Here is a 16,963-nt window from a genome sequence, read left to right on the forward strand (position 1 = left end):
CTAGAAACGGTAATCGATGCCCGCGTAGTAACTTCTCTCTGCACCAACCCAATAAAACTGGTTGAAGGAGTCGTAACTGGTTTCGTAGTCTTCATCAAATAAGTTATCGACTTTAAACTTAACGTCCAAATTGTCTGTTACTTGATAAGAGCCCGCAAAGTCTACGGTGATGTAAGAGTCTAGCTCTACAGTGCCTTTAGCATCAGGGCGTTCACCTGTGTAGTTTGTGGCTAGAGATAGACCGAGTGCTTCGTAGTTATACCCAGCAATCCATTTGTAGTTTTGTTTTGCTCTGCGGTCTAGTTGACGGTCGTTGGTGCGATCTTGTGGATCTTTCCAATCACCTACTAGAGTATGACGAATCGGACCAGTATCGAAATCGAGGCTTAACTCGATACCCTGAATACGTGCTTCTTCTACATTGGAAGGAACGAAAGTTAGTGGGTCAGCAACGATAAGATTTTCAATATCATTTTGGTAAGCGACTAACTGCCAAGTGAATAAGTCGTAGTAACCGTTCAATCCAACTTCAAAGGATTCGGATTTCTCAGGCTCCAAATCTGGATTACCTGAACCACCAAAGGCATCAGAGTAAAATAGGTCAAAGAATGTTGGTGCACGGAAGGCAGTACCATAATTACTGGTTAGCTGTATTGAATCAGTAATAAACCAGCCTGCTCCAATACCCCATGTCGTGTTGCCACCATAGGCACTATTCTCATCATGACGAACACTTGCCTCTACCAGCACAGGGGATAAATCTATGGCCGTAGTAACAAACACACCTGTGTTATTGCGTGTGTTTTCTGTGAAATCTTGTACTGGTGTACCGTAGATCTCACCAGAATTATTCGCCTCATCATAGGAGTAATCTACGCCACCGTTTAACGTCACGGCATCAATACCTGTATAGGTATTTACCCAAAGTACTGAGGTACGTTTTGAATCAATAAAGCTTCTAGGTGCATTGGTGACGTCATCTCCGTCACTTTGCTCTTCAGCAGAAAAGTTGATTTGCAGTGACGAGTTAAAGTCATCAACCAGGTAGTTCACATTACCAGAAACAATATAGCTTTCTGTTTCTTGACGCTTTGCAGTACCAGCAGGACCAAAGTCTCCGACATACTGGTTCTCATAGCGTTGCCAAACGCCGTTGAAACCCGCACTCCAATTGTTATTGATCTGTTTAGTCACGCCACCTGTTGCAAACTGAGATTTGTAACCAAAGTCTTGATCAATGTCTTGGTCGGTAATGTTGTAGCCTTTACTGCCCTCATTGCTTACTACGATATGACCTTGAGCGGAATCGGAGAGATCGCCAGCTGAACGCCAACCTTCTTGATGGTAATTGTTTGAACCGCCATTCAGGGTCAGTTCATGCACTGATTCATTGCTTGGTTTAGTGATAATGGCAATAACACCGCCGATAGCATCTGCGCCATAAACAGCCGCTCGTGGACCTCGTACCACTTCAATGCGTTCGATAGCAAAAGCAGGAATTAATCCTAGCGTGTTGTATGTGCCACCCGCAGCAGTGTTTAGACGTACACCGTCTAGCAATATGAGGGTTTGGTTGCTGTTAGAGCCACGAAGAAAAACACTGTTGTTGCTAGCTTTGGTTCCCTGTCCGCGAACTTCAACGCCAGGTAGTGTTTTTAACACATCATAGGCGCTATCCGCTTGCAGTTGTTTTATTTGTTCACGTTCAACGACGCTAACAGAGGCTAATGCAGAGGTTTGAGTTTGTTCAAAACGGTTTGCTGTGACGACAATGGTTTCATCAACTTTTGTTGAATCAGTATCTTGGGCAAAAAGTGCAGGGGCATACAGCGAAACAATAGCTGTTGCCAGAATGGATTTATTCATTTTGAGTCCTAATACGCGTAGTTGTAAAAACGCTTATGGTTGCGTTTTTTCTTACTGGCAGGTATTCGGACTAATGAGCACTGTAGAGGAATCCCTACAACCTAGCGTCTCACTTCCCGCAATAGGCTATTGCAGTGTGCAGGGTTACCCCTTAAGACGTTCGTTCTCAAATACCGCTGCGCGTCAGTTTTGGATTCACACCAAATTCCCTTTTAAGCCTGAAATCTCCGATTTCATGACACCAGCGGGGGGAGAGTTTATAGAGTGTTAAAGGGAGTGTCTAGTTCCCTGAAAGACTTGTTAAGTGTGACGAAATGTAATGTTAAGTGGCTGTAATCACATTTCTCTTGATCAGTGTTCCGTATTCTTTGCTATGGCTAGTGCTGCTCTGTAGGATTGTCGCCAAATTCATGGTGGTTTTATAGAGCTGAGGAAAAGCAATGTTTACAGCATCTAGTGTTTTAAATCCCGATTTCATTAACCAACCCAAAGAGGCACTTTGGTCTCTTATTTCACCTATGTATATGGTGGATGAATCGGCTTGGTTGAATGAACTACTCAAGTTAGCAGCACCGCTTGAAGAAGAAAAGCAGCGTACAAAACGTCAAACTACGTCTCTAATTGAGGCGATTCGCGCCGATAAACGTTCAATTCAGATGATTGATGCCCTTTTGTTGGAATACAGCCTAGATACGCAAGAAGGTATCTTGTTGATGTGTCTTGCCGAAGCATTGATGCGTATTCCTGACTCTGAAACCGCCGATGCCCTAATCAAAGACAAGCTCACAGTAGCCGATTGGAAGTCTCATCTGAGCCAGTCTGACTCTGTATTTGTTAATGCTTCGACTTGGGGGTTAATGCTGACTGGTAAGGTGGTTGGCGTTAACAACCAAGAAACAACTAGCCCAAGCTTTGCGCTGTCTAAGCTAGTGAACAAAATGTCTGAGCCAGTGATTCGTAAGGCAATGCACCAAGCGATGAAGGTCATGGGACACCAGTTTGTACTGGGTCGTGATATTAAAGAAGCACAGAAAAACGGAGCGCCACTGCGTAAGAAGGGCTTTACTCACTCTTTCGATATGTTAGGTGAAGCCGCTTTAACCTCTGAGGATGCACAAAAGTACTTCAATGATTACTTGATGGCGATCGAGTCTGTTGGTCGAAACAAACAAAATGATGACTCAAGCCCAGCGCCCTCTATTTCGATCAAACTGTCCGCATTGCACCCTCGTTATGAGGTGGCAAACAAAGAGCGCGTTCTTAACGAGCTTCATGATACTTTGATCAAGCTATTAACTCGCGCTATCGAGTTGGATGTCGCCATCACCATAGATGCAGAAGAAGCGGATCGTCTTGAATTGTCTCTACAGCTGTTTGAGAAGGTTTACACCAATGATCTTGTTAAAGGTTGGGGTAAGTTTGGTCTGGTGATCCAAGCGTATTCTAAGCGCTGCTTACCTGTTCTGGTATGGGTGAATGCCTTAGCTAAAGAACAGGGCGATCTTATTCCTTTGCGCCTGGTTAAAGGGGCGTATTGGGACAGTGAGATCAAATGGTCGCAGCAGGCAGGTTACGCAAACTACCCTGTCTACACCCGCAAAGAAGCCACTGATATGTCTTATCTAGCGTGCGCTCGCTTCTTATTGAGTGAAGGTGTACGTGGTAATATTTTCCCGCAATTTGCGAGCCATAATGCTCATACCGTTACTGCTATTGCAGAGATGGCTGAGCATACTGACTATGAGTTCCAGCGCCTGCATGGCATGGGCGACTCACTCTACTACCATGTGATGGAGAAGTATGGCCAGCCTGTGCGTATCTACGCACCAGTGGGAAGCCATAAAGACTTGCTGCCTTACTTAGTGCGCCGTCTACTGGAAAATGGTGCTAACAGCTCGTTTGTACATCGATTGGTTGATGCCCGTTGTCCGGTTGAAGACCTAACGCATCATCCCGTTGATACCTTGCTAGCCAATGAAACCCTGCATAATGACCAGATCCCGCTTCCGCCGCAAATCTTCGGTGAGCGTGTGAATTCTATAGGGATCAATGTGGATGTTGAGAGTGAAGCGCTACCTTTTGAACAGCAAGTCGCAACCTTCCTTGATAAGCAATGGCAAGGTGCTCCTATCATTAATGGATCCATGATCTCCGGAAGTATGATCAAGGAAGAAAGCGTGGTTGCACCTTTTGATCGTAGCCTAACGGTAGGTAAGATCGGTTTTGCGAACCTTGATCATGTTTCCGATGCGATTACTACAGCCCAGTCAGGCCTTGAGCACTGGAGATATACATCGGTTGCTCGCCGTGCAGAGTGCCTGAGAAATCTAGCGGATAAGCTAGAAGACAATCTTGCTGAGCTAGTAGCCCTGTGTCATATGGAAGCGGGCAAAACAATTCATGACAGCATCGATGAGGTGCGTGAAGCGGTCGATTTCTGTCGTTATTATGCAGACAACGCGATTCATCTTGGTCCTGAATCCATTCAAGGCTTTGACGGTAATCTGCAATGGTGTGAGAGACATGGTCGTGGCGTATTTGTCTGTATTAGCCCATGGAACTTCCCGTTGGCGATCTTCTTAGGTCAAATATCGGCAGCACTTGTCGCGGGTAATACCGTTGTGGCGAAACCTGCTGAACAAACCAGCTTGATTGCTGCTCGAACCATTGAGTTAATGCTGGAATCTGGTTTCCCTGGCGATGTCATTCAGTTCCTTCCGGGGCGTGGCGCTGAGATTGGCTCCGCTTTGACATCTCACCCTTCAATTGCGGGTGTGGCGTTTACCGGCTCTACCGCAACGGCTAAGCGAATTAATCTATCCCTTGCTGAGCGTGACAGCCAGCCGGTTCCGTTCATTGCTGAAACGGGCGGTCAGAATGCAATGATTGTCGACTCAACGGCACTTCCTGAGCAAGTGGTTCGTGATGTAGTGCGCAGTGCGTTTGCTTCTGCAGGCCAGCGCTGCTCGGCGTTACGTGTATTGTTTGTACAAAAAGACATAGCGCCAAGAATTACTAAGTTGATTCAAGGTGCAATGAAAGAGCTCAGTGTGGGCCTACCTTATTTGCACAGCACTGATGTTGGTCCTGTGATTGATGAGTTGGCTCAGCAGAAATTGCTCGCACATATCGAGACTATGCGCAAAACCCAGAAAGTGGTTGCTGAAGTTGAATTAGACGAGCAGTGCAGTGCCGGAATGTATGTGCCACCTACGGCAATCGAGATCAGTGATATCTCTGTATTGGAAGAAGAGCAATTTGGTCCAATCTTACATATCGTGCAATTTGAGGCGAGCCAGATCGCAGACATCGTAGACAAGATTAATAATACGGGCTTTGGTCTAACCATGGGTATTCATTCTCGCAATGAAACCACTTATCGTTGGATTGAGGAGAATGCTCGAGTGGGCAACTGTTATATCAACCGTGATCAGGTGGGTGCTGTGGTGGGTGTTCAACCCTTTGGTGGACAAGGGCTATCCGGCACAGGTCCAAAAGCGGGTGGACCAAACTATTTGTATCGCTTTACAGAGCATGTATGTCGAAATCGCCAAGTGCAGGATTCAACACAAGAACAGCAATCTTCGCAAACTGATGAGCAAGGAGTATAGCAATGAAAAAAGCATCTATTTGCTTCTCAGAAGCACAACACGCCTGGGCACTTTGGAATCAAACACCATACGCTGCTCGCTACGAGCTTCTTAGTTCGGTAGCCACTGAGCTTGCTTTGGAAAACTTTAAGGTTCCATTGGCATTTCATCATAAACACAGCGCTCAGTTACTAACTGAACCAGAATTGATGCCGGGGCCAACGGGTGAAACCAATGAGCTATATACCGCGGGTCGCGGCGTTGCGCTTATCATGGCTGATAAGTCTGTGGATCTAGGCTGCGCTAAAGCTCTCTATGCACAACTGGCGGTCGCACTTATGTCTGGAAATTGTGTGCTGCTATGTGTGCAAGACAGTGAACTGGCACAGCAAGTCTTGACGCTTATCGATAATCTACCGCTTCCATCAGGCGTACTTAGTTTGGTGGAATATGATCAATATGCTCAACTACTGGATAGCGATGTCCGCGTTGTCTGTGTGTTGGGGCAAGAAGTGCTAGTGCAATCAGTTAACCGTAACCTAGCGGGTAAGGCAGGAGCCATTGCGCCGCTAGTGGCTGAGATTGATTTATACCAAATGCCAGTCGCGCAAGATCCAAAATTGGCTCTTCGATACATTACTGAACGTACCCGCACGATAAATATTACAGCGGTTGGCGGCAATGCAACCCTGTTAGAGTTAGGTAGTGCTGAACACTAAGGTCGGTATGCCGGTCCTATGATGTAGAAGTATCTGCAACACTCAAATACCATAATACCGAGTTGAAACCTTTGGCTTCACTCGGTATTTTGTTATCTGACGTATTTGAGGGATGTGACACATGGAAATTGAGTGTACGAATAAGTATTCACTAGTGGTTCAAGGCGGGGGGCAAAAGGGCGCATTTGCGGCTGGCGTCTTAGACACCTTTATTGCCGCTAACTATGATCCATTTTCCTTATATTTAGGCACGTCTGCTGGGGCTCTGAATGTCTCTTCCTTTGTGACCAAGCAACCTGGTCTAGGTTTAGATTTCATCCTTAATTACACCACTCAAAACCGCTTTTTCGACTTTAATAGACTGGTTAATAAAGAGCGTGCGACGATGGATCTCGACTGGGCCTTTCAGTTTGTACACAGTGGTGAGTTCCCATTAGATTTGGAAAAGGGTGCTAAGAACCTTGGTTCTGACAAGCAAGCGTTAGCATGTGTTACCCATGTTGAAGAGATGAAGGATTATTACTTTCCGATATTTTCTGAAAATTGGTATGACGTGTTAAGAGCCACTTGCGCTATCCCTATGCTTTATCATCAAGAGATTAATATCGATGGGGCAAAATGGGTTGATGGAGGCGTCACCGCCACGATTCCTGTCCATGAGGCGTATCGACGCGGAGCGTGCAACATGGTGGTGATTACAACAGAGCCCATCATTGAAAAAGCAGCGGAAAGCCAATTAGCTATGAATGTTGAACCGCTAGAAAAGCTAAAATTAGAACTAGCTCGTGGTATAGAGTCTTATATCAACCGCCTTGCACCCTTGAGTAAGAATGAACGCATGAAACAACTGAGTGACGTGTTCTTGAATCGAGTCAGTCAGCTTAAGCAAAGCCATCAGTTTCCCGCGCTCAACTCCCTGCCTAAAAACTGGTTGCCGGATACAGAGAAGCTGACCGAAATGATTGCCCATCAATCACACAAGCAATTTAAAGCGCATGCACCCCGCTCGATGGAAATGTTATTTGCTCATTACATGAATCATTCAAGTATTTCTGAGTTTATGAACCAGCCTCCAGAGGGCGTTACCATCAGAGAGATCGCACCACATAAGCCTCTTAACTGCACAGGTTTGTTGAGCCACAAAGACGATATCTTTGCAGACTATGAGTCAGGTGTGTTGGCAGGCAAAGACTTTTTATCTAACCTACCAAGCTAATTTAGCTTCGATAACGGTCTCAACTATGCAGCCTTCTCACGATATTGACTGGTGGCACCTCGCCACCTTTTCTCTTCTTCTTGTTATCCCTTTTGCTATTAATCGCTTTTATAGGCTTGAGCTAGGAAAAGATATGGGGTTGTCTATCGCAAGAATGTTTGTGCAGTTGACCCTTGTAGGGGCGTACCTAGAGTTTGTATTTTCGACCAATAATCTGTGGCTCAACTTGGCTTGGATTGCAGTGATGCTTGGAGTGGGTGCCAGTGCAATTGTGGGTAAAGCAAAGCTCCCTCGCAAGGTATTGTTTATGCCTGTAGTGAGTGGCTTGGTTATTGGCCTCGCTCCTATACTTTTCATTTTGTGTTGGCTGGTGGTTCAACCCACCCCAATCTACAGTGCGCAATATGTGATTCCTTTGGCGGGGATGCTTCTCGGAAATAGCTTGAGTGGCAACATAGTCTCATTGCAGAATTTATATACTGCGTTCGACGAGAGAAATGAAGAGTATCAGGTCGCCATTGCGTTGGGCGCCCCGCCTCTATTTGCTACTTTGCCATTTGTAAGAGCCGCTATGCAAAAAGCGTTTGCTCCTATACTGGCGTCGATGGCGACAACGGGTTTAGTTACTCTACCTGGAATGATGACGGGACAGATATTGGGTGGCGCTTCACCTATGGTCGCGATTAAATATCAGATGATGATACTGATTGCTATCTTTGTGATGATGAGTATTTCGGTGACGCTGACTTTGCAATTTAGTCTGCGTAGATCGATTAATGAGAGCGGAAGAGTCGTGGTAGGTTTGATGAAGTGATATCCGAGGACATCACTTCAGTTTATTACGTATTACTTTTGAACAAAAGCCTGCTCAAGCGGATGATCCAGCTTTAAGGTCTGAGTAGGGAAGGCCACATCAGCGTCGTTGTCGTGAATGATTTGCATGATTTGCAGTAGCACATCTTGCTTCACCTCGTGGTATCGAACCCAGTTCACTGTCTTGGTAAAGGTGTAAACAAAGAAGTCTAAGGACGACGCACCAAAGGTATTGAAGTTCACAATCAATGTTTGGTTTGCATCGATATCTGGATGGTTCTTTAGCATGTGGTGCACATCCTCAATGACCTTATCCACCTTAGTTGAATCACTGTAGCGAAGCCCTATGGTTTCGTAGATTCGGCGGTTGGTCATGCGCGAAGGATTCTCTACTACTATGTTACTGAACACAGAGTTAGGTACGTAGAGTGGGCGCTTATCGAAGGTGATAATCTTGGTCATTCGCCAGCCGATACGGTCAACCGTACCTTCAATACTGCGATCTGGAGAGCGAATCCAGTCCCCTACCTTAAAGGGGCGGTCAAAGTAGATCATCATGCCGCCAAAGAAGTTAGAGAGCAGGTCTTTTGCAGCAAGACCTGCAATCAAGCCACCGACACCACCAAAGGTAAGTAGGCCGGAAAGGCTCAGTCCGAGGGTTTGCATTACCGTAAGCACACCGATAATGATGACCAGCAATCTCGCGAGTTTAGCGACCGCTTGTACCGTAGTGACGTCTCGGTTTTTTTTCTCAAGCAGCTGATTTTCAAAGTTTGTAATGATTCGAGATAGAGTCCAAATCGCAATACAAATAACCAGAATCAACTTAAGCGTAGAGAGCCAATTAAAGTCATGGGTAAAGTTTTCTTCAAGGAATAATCCCATAGAAACGGTACCAGGCCACAGCCAAATTAAGGTACTGACAGGAGCCTTAAGACCGTGAATAACGGCGTTATCCCAAGTGATCTTAGTTTTTTCAGCAATGCTTTCGAGTCTTCCAATTAATAACTTCCAAACCAGCCAGAAAACTAAGCTTAGGGTGGTGATCAGAAATATCTCATTGATGATTGCACTGTCGGTTAACTTAAAAAGATTAAGCCATTCAGCTTTGGTATGTTCCATTATTGCTTGTTTTCCTTGAGTTGATTATTTTGCACAGCCGTTGCTACTCGAGATTGTAGCCACTGTTGCTTATCATTGCTTGCCAGTCCGCTCTTCCAAACCATACTAATGGTAAAGTCACTCACCTCAATAGCGGGCTTTGCGCGAGTGAGCCCATCTGAAATGTAGGGGATCATCGACATCAGTTTTGGCACAATACAGATGAGATTTCGCCCTTTTATTAACTGACCAATGGTTAAGAAGTTTCGAGAAATCACCTGCACGTTTCGCTGGTGGTTTTGCTTTGCTAAGGCGTTATCAGTTGGGGTTACCCATCGACCATCTGGACTAACTAATGCATGGGGAAGACCACAGAACTCCTCCAAGCTCACTGGTGCACTTAGCCCTGTAGCGACTGGATCGAATAAGCAAACGTGGCTTTCTTTGTAGAGTTCTTGAGATTCAAAGCCTTCGCCGAGTTCAGGAAAGCTTCCGATAACCAAGTCTAAGCGTTCTTTTTCAATGATGTCGACAAAGTTGTGCCGATTTACATTGATAAAACTGACCTTAACATTAGGAGCTTGCTCGGTTAATGCGTCGAATATGAGTGGGGCAAAGACAAACTCGGCGTAATCGGTGAGCCCCAAGCGACAGGTGCCACTAAAAGTTTCAGCATCGAACTTTTCGGGTGATAGGATATTGTTTTTAATCACAGATAGAACTTGTTCGACGTCATTGCCCAAGTTGAGAGCCCTTTCTGTCGGCTCCATTTTGTGCCCACTACGATGAAATAGTGGATCGTCTAACAGAGAGCGGAGTCGAGATAGGCTATGACTCATAGCCGATTGACTAATGTGCAGCTCACTTGCTGCTGCAGACACACTGCGAGCCCTAAGAAGGGCTTGAAACGCGACCAACAAGTTCAAGTCAACGCCTTTCCAATTTATCTCTGCCATTGAACCTCCATGATGTGCTTTGTTTGTTTAATCCTATTTCATTCATGAAATATATCAATACTATTAATTTGAGTCATAGAGTTGCTTCGCTTAGGGTATGAACAAATTTCATCGCTGGTAATTGGTTATGTTTTCAATTTTTAAAATATTTTTTGCGTTGGGGTGGGTCAGCTTTGGTGGACCTGCGGCACATATTGGCTATTTCAGAAAAACCTTTGTAGAGCAGAAGCAATGGTTAACGGATGAGGAATATGCACAGCTGGTTGCGCTTAGTCAGTTTCTTCCCGGCCCAGGCTCTAGTCAAGTAGGGTTTGCTTTAGGCTATAAGCAAGGTGGTATAGGTGGCGCTTTTGCAGCCTTTTTCGGCTTTACCTTACCATCTGTGATCTTGATGTTAGCGCTGGCGCTACTAAGCAGTAGCTTGCTAGAAACGTCGCTATTTGTTGCCATTATTCACGCACTTAAATTGCTGGCTGTCGTTGTGGTTGTTGACGCTATTGTGGGGATGTACAAGAATTTTTGTCAGACCAAACAATCTATTGGCCTGTGCCTCTTTGTGGCGGTTGCCATGTTGCTGTTCAGTGGTATTGCGGCTCAAATTGTAGTGCTATTGATGTGCGCTGTGCTGGGTTCAGTGTGGTTCAAGCAACAGAATAAGCCTCAAACAAGTTCAATGAAAGGTAAGCTCTCAGTTGCGCCATTAGTCGTTTTTGTGGCAGTGCTGTTAATTGGTCCCTTTGTCGCAAGCCAAACACCGATACTGAAGATTTTCCATGACTTCTTTTATGCAGGATCTTTGGTATTTGGTGGTGGGCATGTTGTCCTTCCCTTATTACAAAACTTGATTGGTGATCAACTCACAACGGATAGCTTCTTAACTGGTTATGCGGCTGCGCAGGCAGTTCCTGGGCCTATGTTTACCTTCGCCACTTACCTAGGTTACGAATTATTGCCTCAGCAACCGATTGTCGGAGCATTAGTGGCCACAATGGCGGTGTTCTTGCCGGGGTTCTTATTGGTGCTGTGTGTGATTAACAACTGGCAGGCACTAGCCTCTATTCCAAGAGTTTCTGCTGCACTAAAAGGTGTGAACGCGGGCGTGGTAGGGCTATTGATTGCTGCGTTATATCAACCCATTTTTGTCAGTGCGGTAAGCGGCGCGCAAGATTTTGCTATCGTACTCATTGGCTACTTCTTGCTAAAACAGATGAAACTGCCGATTGTCGCTTTGGTAGCAAGCTTCATTGGTTATGGCGTTCTACTCTCTGTCTTTTAAGTTTTAGTTAGAGGCTTTGCTCGTGTCCATTGCTGGACGCGGGTTCAGCCCATTTTGCTGGGCGTATTGCATGGGCGGCAAACCGGTAATGCGCTTAAAGGCACGGATAAACTTTGAGGAGTTGGCATACCCAAGGTGTGAGGCAATGTCAGAAATGCTAAACCTGCCGTCCTCTAATACTCGGATGGCAAACTGCATGTGCAGTTGTTCAATGACCTTTCGAAATGTGGTGTGTTCATTATTTAGTTTTCGTTGAATGGTGCGTCTGGAGGTATTGAGGATCTCAGACGCGCTATCAAGGTCGAGTTTACGCTCACCAATGTAAGGCATTAAAGCGGATGCAAACTGCTCATGGTAGGTGGCGAGCACATCGTACTCTGGTAGAGAATACTGGTAAGGGTTCACATTGAGTTCTTTATAGGCATCTTCTTCTGACAAGACAATAAAAGTGCTCTCTCTATCAACAAACACGCCTTGTTTTGCTAACTTCAACTCACCGCCCAATCTATTGATGTCCACATGCTGTAAACCTACAGAAAGGGGAAGCCAATCCTTACCTAACAATCGTCGAATGTATTGAACCAAGAAGAATAAGCTCTTCATTTCCAGCCAAAATGCAGAGCCTTGGTAGCGATTTTCATAGTGGTTAGCCGTAGAGATGTGGATTTTAACTTGGTTTTGATAGCCCTCCAGTTCCAACTGGATCTCTGATTGACTAGAGCGAGTTTTAAATTGTTCTGTGACTTCGTTGAGAACAGAGACTAGAGTGCTGTGCTTAAGATCAATAGGGATAGGCCACATAAAGCTCAACTGCGCGGTGCAGTCGACCAAGTAATCAACAAACGTTTGAGATTCAGATTCTTGATACAAGGTTTGCATAAAGTGAATGAAGGCGTATTCAGGAATCGACTCTAGGTAGGGGCGCTCAAGGTTTGAAGGTAGCAGTTCTATTGCCTTCGTCATTAGAGGAGCTGGAAAGTAATGTTGAGCGCAGTTCAATACCAGTCTAATGGTTGCGACTCTTATTAGAGGGATATCGGTATGGGCTGTGCTGCTCACGGGTAAGTCCTACTATTCTTATGTTCAACAAAAGTGGGTGAGATCCCCGATAAAACATTTCGGGGATGACGTTACCTTAGCTTACTTAATTGAATATGCGTGAACAATGTTAAAAATAATGCTGACCGCTGACGCCTGACCGAGTATACCCTCTATCTTCGAATTTCGTCGTCCCCGAGTGCCTCTATCGGGGACCTACATATTCAACCCTAAAACAGTCCGGCAAGCTTGTTTTCTACGACAGGGGTGATGTTCAATCCAATCATAAAATCAGGACGTGTCTTCTCATCTTTCTCAATGTAGTAGTTCGCTTCTAGACCTATCTTCCAAGGCCTGCTACCCATGATCACAGTTTTACTGACCTGAAAGTTCAAAGGGATCTCAGCTTGATCAGTATTCCAGTCGTAGGTCATTGTCGGCGAGGATGCGATAGTCCAGCCATTGCCGAGCAATTCTACCCAGCCAATCTGCACAGAGGTGCGATTAATATCGTCAATGACATGCTCACCATTTATCTTGTCAGAACTATTAGAAACACCCCATAGGTGATTAGGGAAGAAGATAAAGATACGTTCTTTACTTACCTTACCTAACAGCATCTCAGGGCCCACAGCAAACTGCTCTGAACTAAAACCACTACTGCCTGTAGGTAATTGCGCGATAAGACCAAAGGCGGTGATGTTGCCTGGCGCAGCTTTTGGTGCATAGGCAAGATCGAATGAGATGTCACCAAAGCCTGAGTCGTCCCTGTTCAAGTTGCCCACATCGTTGTTGATGACATATGGCAGTGCAGGACGGAAGATGACCTTGTCGCCGTTATCCATAGGGAATGGCAGTGCGGGTTGGAACAAGATAGTTGAGCTATCTCCGCCACCCTCATAACCAGAATAATACTGAAACTTAAAATTCAGGCTCGCTAACGCAGTGTTTGGATTGGCTAACTCTTTAGCTGCCTTATCCGCTAATGCTTTTTTGTCGGTATCTTGTTCGCTACTCAATGCAGGAAGCGCAAACAGTGTTGAAAGTAGGGCGACTGAAGTGGCGGCTTTTTTGAAGGATATCGGCATAGTATGACTCACTTGCAAACGGGTTAGATTGTTCGAATTGCGCGCATTTTAACCTTTGAGGTTTATTATGATGTCCAATTTGCGCCACGCTTAAATCGAGTTAGTTTGTAAGAAAATAAATAACTGCGAGCCGTCTATCGGCATTTTTCACTTGTTTATGGTTTCCTCTATCCCACTATAAAAATGAAAAGCTAGGAAGTTATGAGCACGGTTTCTGCACTGCAGCATACCCCTTGTGGTTTAGGGGAGGGGATTCTTTGGCACCCTGAACGTCAACAAATGTTTTGGATCGATATTATTGAGCATCGATTGTTGTCACTTAAGGGTGAAGAAATTGTTGATACCCCACTAGAGCGAACCCCTTCAGCTCTTGGGTGGGTTGATAAAAACAGTTTGCTTCTAGCCGATGAGGTAGGTCTTCATTTGCTGGAAATTGAACAACAGTCGCTTAAGCTTGTTGTTGGTTTTGAACATGACCCATTGACGCACCGCAGCAACGATGGACGCGCAGATCCTTGGGGCGGCTTTTGGATAAGTACGATGCATCGCGATGCCATTGAGGGAGAAGCGGCGTTTTATCGCTACTTTCAGGGCAAGCTTACTAAGGTTATTTCAAATATCACGATACCTAATGGCTGCTGCTTCTCTGCGGATAAACAGTGGGTCTATTTTACGAATTCTCCTACGGCGCAGATAATGAGGATGAAGCTAGATAAAGACACAGGTTGGCCTATCGCTGAGCCGGAGCTGTTCATCGACCATTCAGATAACTTCAGAGAGCCTGATGGGGCAATTGTGGCTGATAATGGCGACATGATTAGTGCGCATTGGGGTGCTGGAGAGCTAGTACGTTATTCTGCAGAGGGTGAGATTGTTGAACGTTATCCTGTTCCCGTTAAACAACCCACTTGTCCTGCATTTGGTGGAGAGAACTTAGATACGCTATTTGTGACCTCAGCTAAAGTTGGTATTGAAGAGCGCTCTGTAAATGAAGGCCAAACACTGGTACTAACCGGAGTGGGTAAAGGCATTGCTGAGCCTGCAGTGAAGCTATCGCTATAGGGTTATAAAACCGATTTTCAGAGGCCTGAGAGTAGCACCAGGCCTCGATTTCCCTTCTCTACTATTTGTATACCGTCAACTCATTAGCATGCGTTGCAACACCTAAGCGATTCCAAGCATTCATCATGGTACAAAGAACGATGAGTTGAGCAACGTCGTCTTCTGAAAAGTATTGCTCTAACGCTTTATAGGTGTCATCGGTAATCCCCTGCGCATAGATATGAACCATCTCTTCAACCAAAGCTAATACGGCTCTTTCTTGATCGGTAAATAGCTTCGATTCCTTCCACACTGACAATGCAAAGATACGTTCTTGTGTCTCTCCATGTTGCAGAGCCCCTTTTGTGTGAACGTGTATGCAGTAGGCACAACCGTTGATCTGAGAGGTACGAACGCGCACTAATTCTTCAATTATCGGATCAATCCCACACTGTTTGAGGTAAGCCTCTATAGCAAAAAACGCTTTGTAGGCTGCAGGTTGAGTTTTATAGATATTTACTCTAGACATAACTTCCTTATTATTCTCGATCTCTAGAGGCTAGTAGCCTCCTCGTATGTTCAATTCTAGTCTATTATATGCAGTATCTAAGCTGTGCATAATTCATTGATACCAATAAGAAATATTATCTTTTCATTCACGTAATAAATAAGGGTACTCAGTTCTAAATGTCATTATCGAAGAAAATTCTTTGTATTTTATTACCTGTGTTGATTGCGATGGTCGTTGTCAGTTTTTTTGCGTTGTGGCGATATGTCCTTCCTGTTTTTGTGCAATTGGAACGTGAAGATGCGATAACAAACTTTGAGCGTGTTGCTGCTCGTTTTCAGGAAGATATCGAAGATTTGGACTTGCAAAATAAAGACTGGGGCGCTTGGGACGCTACTTATTCCTTCATTCAAGGAGAGAATCCCGACTATATCGCTGGTAATTTGGGTGTAAATTCATTTAGAAATGGTCAGTTTGATTTCTTGTTCTACTTTGATGAGGCTCAGCATCTGTATTGGCATGGCATTTATGATCAAAACGAGGATATGCTGGTTTATGACGCTGCCTTTGTTCAAGAGGTTGTTGACCGACTGGAGCACAAACTCGGTGAACAAAGGTTAAATCTATTTAGTCGTGATACCCATTACATGGGGTTTGTGCTTTTAGAAGGTAAGCCCATCGTTTACTCAATCCGTCCCATTTTAACCTCGAGAGAAGAGGGGCCTTCCAAAGGGTTTTTGTTGCGTGGACGCTATATTGATACCAATTTGATCGCTGATTTTATCCGGCAGACTCATGTGCGCTTTGAGATAAAACCTGTAGAGGGCTCCTTGGCGACAGGTCACACTGAGTTGATGGTGAAGGAATTGAATGAAGATACCTTGGTGGTTTCTCGTTATGTATACAGCTACGGTGTCCCTATTATGTTGGTGGAGTCCTACTTTCCTCGAAACATTAGCCTTCAGGGCAAGGTGGCTATTCAAACCGCTTTATTTACGAGTATCTTGCTCGGTTCTCTGATGCTGGTGGCGCTTTGGTTCACCCTGCGAAAGATCGTGCTAGAGCCGGTCAGTCGTCTGACTGATAATGCCTCTGCCATTACAGAAACGAAGGACTATAAGCAACGTACGGAGATCATGTCATCAGATGAGATTGGAGAGCTATCGCGGCAGTTGAACAACATGCTAGATGTAATTGAGAACCGAGAAGCGAGCTTGGAGCATGTGCTTGATAAGTTGAAAACCTTGTCAATGACGGATTCTTTGACCCAAATTCCTAATCGTCTAAAATTTGATTCTGTTTCTGAATTGGAATGGCGCAGGATGCTACGTGAAAATCAGCCTCTTTCAATCATCATGTGTGACGCCGATTACTTTAAACAATATAACGACCACTATGGACATGTAGAGGGTGATGAGTGCTTGGTAGCTATAGCCAAAGTGCTTTATGAGAGCGTGGCACGCCCTGCCGATTTGGTGGCCCGCTATGGCGGGGAAGAATTTGTGATTCTTTTGCCCAGCACTGATGTAGAGGGTGCGAGATATCTTGCTCAAACCATCCTCGAAAAAATATCTTCGCTACAAATCCCCCATGAGAAAAGTCAGGTGTCGCCCCATGTGACGGTAAGTGCTGGTATTGCGAGCGCTGTGCCAAGCTCAGAGAACTCACTTCGACAGTTGATTCTAGATGCGGACAAAGCCTTGTATCAGGCCAAGAAGAACGGTCGCAATACGTTAGCGACCAATTAATAC

General features: G+C 45.2%; 13 protein-coding genes and 1 riboswitch. Of the genes, 7 read left to right on the plus strand and 6 right to left on the minus strand.

All coding sequences use genetic code 11. From position 1 onward, the window contains the following. On the minus strand, nt 1-1,866 hold the full coding sequence (locus tag D5I41_RS03765; RefSeq protein WP_119008572.1) for a TonB-dependent receptor domain-containing protein: 1,866 nt from the start codon (nt 1,864-1,866) through the stop codon (nt 1-3). A gap of 39 nt (nt 1,867-1,905) precedes the next feature. Beyond that, nucleotides 1,906-2,127: riboswitch (cobalamin riboswitch) on the minus strand. A gap of 179 nt (nt 2,128-2,306) precedes the next feature. Here D5I41_RS03765 and putA point away from each other — a divergent pair. The 4 genes from putA to D5I41_RS03785 all read left to right on the plus strand — a co-directional run bounded on the left by putA (nt 2,307) and on the right by D5I41_RS03785 (nt 8,205). Beyond that, nucleotides 2,307-5,477 (plus strand): bifunctional proline dehydrogenase/L-glutamate gamma-semialdehyde dehydrogenase PutA, encoded by a 3,171-nt coding sequence (gene putA / locus D5I41_RS03770; protein WP_119008573.1) that lies wholly within the window; start codon nt 2,307-2,309, stop codon nt 5,475-5,477. Nucleotides 5,478-5,479: 2 nt separating this feature from the next. Beyond that, the gene (locus D5I41_RS03775) at nt 5,480-6,175 is read left to right on the plus strand and encodes a hypothetical protein (RefSeq protein WP_119008574.1); all 696 of its coding nucleotides are present in this window, start codon (nt 5,480-5,482) and stop codon (nt 6,173-6,175) included. Between the two features lie 121 nt (nt 6,176-6,296). After that, on the plus strand, nt 6,297-7,391 hold the full coding sequence (locus D5I41_RS03780) for a patatin-like phospholipase family protein (RefSeq protein ID WP_119008575.1): 1,095 nt from the start codon (nt 6,297-6,299) through the stop codon (nt 7,389-7,391). Nucleotides 7,392-7,416: 25 nt separating this feature from the next. Continuing rightward, a complete protein-coding gene (locus tag D5I41_RS03785) occupies nt 7,417-8,205 on the plus strand; it encodes an ABC transporter permease (protein WP_119008576.1) in 789 nt (262 codons plus the stop codon). Nucleotides 8,206-8,237: 32 nt separating this feature from the next. Here the strand turns inward: D5I41_RS03785 and D5I41_RS03790 are convergent, their stop codons facing one another. Then, nucleotides 8,238-9,326: a mechanosensitive ion channel family protein gene (locus tag D5I41_RS03790; protein ID WP_119008577.1), complete on the minus strand. Its 1,089-nt coding sequence runs from the start codon at nt 9,324-9,326 to the stop codon at nt 8,238-8,240. After that, complete coding sequence (locus D5I41_RS03795) at nt 9,326-10,261, minus strand: LysR family transcriptional regulator (RefSeq protein ID WP_119008578.1); 936 nt, start codon at nt 10,259-10,261, stop codon at nt 9,326-9,328. The genes D5I41_RS03790 and D5I41_RS03795 overlap by 1 nt, the downstream gene beginning before the upstream one ends. Before the next feature lie 127 nt (nt 10,262-10,388). On the opposite strand from D5I41_RS03795, the gene chrA reads away from it, so the two are divergent. Continuing rightward, a complete protein-coding gene (gene chrA / locus D5I41_RS03800; RefSeq protein WP_119008579.1) occupies nt 10,389-11,537 on the plus strand; it encodes a chromate efflux transporter in 1,149 nt (382 codons plus the stop codon). Nucleotides 11,538-11,540: 3 nt separating this feature from the next. Here chrA and D5I41_RS03805 read toward each other — a convergent pair whose 3' ends face one another. Together D5I41_RS03805 and D5I41_RS03810 are read right to left on the minus strand one after the other, a co-directional pair. Beyond that, nucleotides 11,541-12,596 carry a helix-turn-helix domain-containing protein gene (locus D5I41_RS03805; protein ID WP_119008580.1) on the minus strand — a complete coding sequence of 352 codons (1,056 nt, stop codon included), beginning with the start codon at nt 12,594-12,596 and terminating at the stop codon, nt 11,541-11,543. A 209-nt stretch (nt 12,597-12,805) separates the two neighbouring features. After that, nucleotides 12,806-13,663 carry a hypothetical protein gene (locus D5I41_RS03810; protein ID WP_119008581.1) on the minus strand — a complete coding sequence of 286 codons (858 nt, stop codon included), beginning with the start codon at nt 13,661-13,663 and terminating at the stop codon, nt 12,806-12,808. Between the two features lie 201 nt (nt 13,664-13,864). On the opposite strand from D5I41_RS03810, the gene D5I41_RS03815 reads away from it, so the two are divergent. Next, entirely contained in the window at nt 13,865-14,725 is an 861-nt protein-coding gene (locus D5I41_RS03815; RefSeq protein ID WP_119008582.1) for an SMP-30/gluconolactonase/LRE family protein, read from the plus strand. 61 nt (nt 14,726-14,786) lie between these two features. Here D5I41_RS03815 and D5I41_RS03820 read toward each other — a convergent pair whose 3' ends face one another. After that, nucleotides 14,787-15,233 (minus strand): carboxymuconolactone decarboxylase family protein, encoded by a 447-nt coding sequence (locus D5I41_RS03820; RefSeq protein ID WP_119008583.1) that lies wholly within the window; start codon nt 15,231-15,233, stop codon nt 14,787-14,789. Between the two features lie 158 nt (nt 15,234-15,391). Between D5I41_RS03820 and D5I41_RS03825 the strand changes: the two genes are divergently transcribed. Beyond that, entirely contained in the window at nt 15,392-16,960 is a 1,569-nt protein-coding gene (locus D5I41_RS03825) for a diguanylate cyclase domain-containing protein (protein ID WP_119008584.1), read from the plus strand. Nucleotides 16,961-16,963 lie beyond the last annotated feature (3 nt).

It is taken from the genome of Vibrio superstes, assembly GCF_003569005.1.
Lineage (GTDB): Bacteria > Pseudomonadota > Gammaproteobacteria > Enterobacterales > Vibrionaceae > Vibrio > Vibrio superstes.

Coding starts and splice junctions, on each gene's coding strand:
- D5I41_RS03780 (WP_119008575.1), top strand. CDS start 6,297: ATGGAAATTGAGTGTACGAATAAGTATTCACTAGTGGTTCAAGGCGGG.
- D5I41_RS03795 (WP_119008578.1), bottom strand. CDS start 10,261: ATGGCAGAGATAAATTGGAAAGGCGTTGACTTGAACTTGTTGGTCGCG.
- D5I41_RS03815 (WP_119008582.1), top strand. CDS start 13,865: ATGAGCACGGTTTCTGCACTGCAGCATACCCCTTGTGGTTTAGGGGAG.
- D5I41_RS03790 (WP_119008577.1), bottom strand. CDS start 9,326: ATGGAACATACCAAAGCTGAATGGCTTAATCTTTTTAAGTTAACCGAC.
- D5I41_RS03785 (WP_119008576.1), top strand. CDS start 7,417: ATGCAGCCTTCTCACGATATTGACTGGTGGCACCTCGCCACCTTTTCT.
- putA (WP_119008573.1), top strand. CDS start 2,307: ATGTTTACAGCATCTAGTGTTTTAAATCCCGATTTCATTAACCAACCC.
- chrA (WP_119008579.1), top strand. CDS start 10,389: ATGTTTTCAATTTTTAAAATATTTTTTGCGTTGGGGTGGGTCAGCTTT.
- D5I41_RS03775 (WP_119008574.1), top strand. CDS start 5,480: ATGAAAAAAGCATCTATTTGCTTCTCAGAAGCACAACACGCCTGGGCA.
- D5I41_RS03765 (WP_119008572.1), bottom strand. CDS start 1,866: ATGAATAAATCCATTCTGGCAACAGCTATTGTTTCGCTGTATGCCCCT.
- D5I41_RS03820 (WP_119008583.1), bottom strand. CDS start 15,233: ATGTCTAGAGTAAATATCTATAAAACTCAACCTGCAGCCTACAAAGCG.
- D5I41_RS03825 (WP_119008584.1), top strand. CDS start 15,392: ATGTCATTATCGAAGAAAATTCTTTGTATTTTATTACCTGTGTTGATT.
- D5I41_RS03810 (WP_119008581.1), bottom strand. CDS start 13,663: ATGCCGATATCCTTCAAAAAAGCCGCCACTTCAGTCGCCCTACTTTCA.